Genomic DNA, 2,617 nt, shown 5'->3' with positions numbered 1-2,617 from the left:
TTCCAGCTCCCTGTCCAAGTCAGCATCCGCGTTGCAGGTGGGTTCGTTCAGTGCTCCTGCGCTACGTAACTGGAAGTAGTTGTCCCAGGTGTTTTCACCGATCGAGAGAAGTTGGGAGTGAATAACCTGCCCGGAAGCCAGGAAAATGGTCAGCAATAGCAGCAGCAGGGCAGGCAGGGAGGAAAACCACTCGCGGGCGGTACGCTGTTCCATGCGTAGGGGGTGGCCATTTTTTGTCCTTGTTATTTTCCTGAGAGCAAAGATTTTGCAAATTAGCATACTGCTACCAGCAGGGAAAGGCGGGACCAATGACGTAACGAGGCAGGTGTAGTGCGTCTGGGTAGGTGCTGAGAGAAGAGGCCTGCTTGAGTGCTGCGGGTGTCCAGAAACGCAAAAAGGGCCCTCTGGGCCCTTTTTGGTGTTGCGGTTGACGTTAGTGAACGCCGGCCTGGATCTTCTGGAACAGGAACTCGTGGAGCGAGTCCGACATCAGCGGTACGTAAGAAACCAGCAGCAGCGCAGTCAGCATCACCGCGATCGGCAGCAGGAACTTTTCGTAGCGGCGATAGAAGCTGCCACCCGGTACCTTGGCGGATTCCACTTCCTCGTCCCCGACCACTTGCCTTGTCAGCAGATGGTTCAATGCGACTGGGGGCGATAGGTAGCCGAGCTCGAAAGCCACCAGGGTAATCATCCAGAAATGCAGTGGCGCAATACCATTGTCAAAGGCAATTTGCGCAATAGTTGCGTTGACCAGAATCACCGCCCCATAGGGGTCCATGATCATGCCAATGATCACCATGGTAACGACCAGCAGGGTCATGGCCAGCCAGATGCTCGGGAAGGTCTCAGGCAGCATTTCCATGACGCCTGAACGCTCGATAATGCCGCCGACGCTTACCGACAGCGCCATTAGCATCAGCAGGGCGCCAATGTGGCCGGTGGTTTCGTTGGTGGCGAATCGCAATGAGCTTTCCATTTTGTCGCCGACACCGGGCTCTGGTTGATAATGCGGATCCATATCCGGTGTTTTCACCAGATAGTGGATTACCAGGCAGGCACCAAGGATGGCGTTGCGCCAGAACAGCCCCCAGAACAGGCCTTCCAGTTGCTCTGCAGAGGTACCGGTGGGAATGGCGCCAGCGTTCAGAGCATCATTAATGATCCACAGGTTGTAGCAAGAATAGATCAGCAGTGGTACCAGGATCACGGTGAAGACATGCAGCGATTTCTGGCTCAGCTTTTCGTAGGCAAGAATCGCCAGCAACATCACCGGCAGAATGATCGGTGCGTAGTTCTCGTTCAGCTCCGTATCCAGCAGATCCCGGAAGAGCACCACAACCGTCCCCATGATGATCACATAGGGCAGCAGAGGGATCAGGCGTTTCAGGCTCTGGGGAACCGCTTCAGAGAACGGTGCAATACGTGCGGGGGCAGTACGGGCGAACTGGCTGTAAATGAAGAACAAGAGTAACGACAGGCCAAAGATTTTCAGGCCGGAAGTGAACAGTTCATCCGTGGTTACACTGTTGTTTAGCGCAGCGATGATAACCACCAGCAGGCAAGGACGTAGCACCACACCCATGGAGCCGGACATGGCGGTGGCAGCCAGAGCCAGCTGTTTGCGGGCGCCAGCACGAACCAGCTCGTTATAGATTGTAGCACCGGCGGCGATGACGAAGATGCCCGATGCCCCAGTATAGGCGGTAGGTACAGCGGCAACTGCGAGGACAACGAAACACATGAGCTCCGGTGACATTTTCCAGGGGCGCAGCACGTCGAAGACCAGATGGGCCATCTTGGTTTGGCGCAGCAGCATACCGATCCAGATATACAGTGCCAGGCTCAGGAACAGAGTGGACAGCTCCATCATCATGCCGAGATAGACGCTGATGCCGTGATAGTAACCCTGGCTGATGAATTGCGCCCCGGCGGTAAGACACATGAAGCTGTACAGCGGAATGGTCAGCATTGCCTTGCCCCAGGTGCCGCCTTCTTCAAGGTCCTTGGGCGGACGAATCAGCTGGTACAGAGCAGCGAGTGACAGCAGCAGGAAGCCGGCGATCCAGAACTGGTGCAGATAGAAATGGTTTACCTGAACGCCGTCGGCAATGGCGCTAATTTCTTCGCCGCGGTACAGCCAGGCAGACATGAGCAGCATCACGTTGGCGGCAAGTTGCCCGACGCTGGAAACAAAGTGATCTTTGCGGGTGTGTGCCGGGCGCAGGGAAATATGATGGCGGGTCAAGGTGGCGGTCGCGGCACAGATCATCACCAGCAGGCAAAGCAGCAAGCGTTTGTAGTTCCCGAGGGTGGTCACCACTTTGGCAACGCCGCCTTCCAGTGTCCGGAAAGCAATCACGCCTGGGGTCGCTTTTTCCTGAATGAGTTCGTAGCGTTCCCATTTGCCTCGGCAGTTCGCTCTGGAAGACTCCAGGGACTTGCGCAGGGCATCTTCATCGACGTCCGTGCCGAAGATACCGGCTAGCGGGTCGTCAGCCATTTGCTGTTTTTTCTGCTTGATGGCTTTTTCCAGCTCCTGATTCAGGTCTGGATCACGGTTACAAGTGGGTTGTTCCACCATCCCCGCGCCACGCAAAAGGAAATAGCCTTCCCA

2 protein-coding genes are annotated in these 2,617 nt (G+C 56.0%); both read right to left on the bottom strand.

Going from position 1 to position 2,617, the window contains the following annotated elements; genetic code table 11:
* A partial coding sequence (locus tag A3754_RS05630) for a hypothetical protein (RefSeq protein ID WP_197468485.1) occupies window positions 1-213 on the bottom strand: 213 nt, incomplete at its 3' end.
* Window positions 214-433: 220 nt separating this feature from the next.
* The coding region (locus A3754_RS05625; RefSeq protein WP_063519048.1) for a TRAP transporter large permease subunit at window positions 434-2,617 on the bottom strand (2,184 nt) is incomplete at its 5' end.

Source organism: Alcanivorax sp. HI0083, from assembly GCF_001635175.1.
Note: the sequence above shows the minus strand (reverse complement) of the source record. Positions and strands in the feature narration are given on the sequence as shown.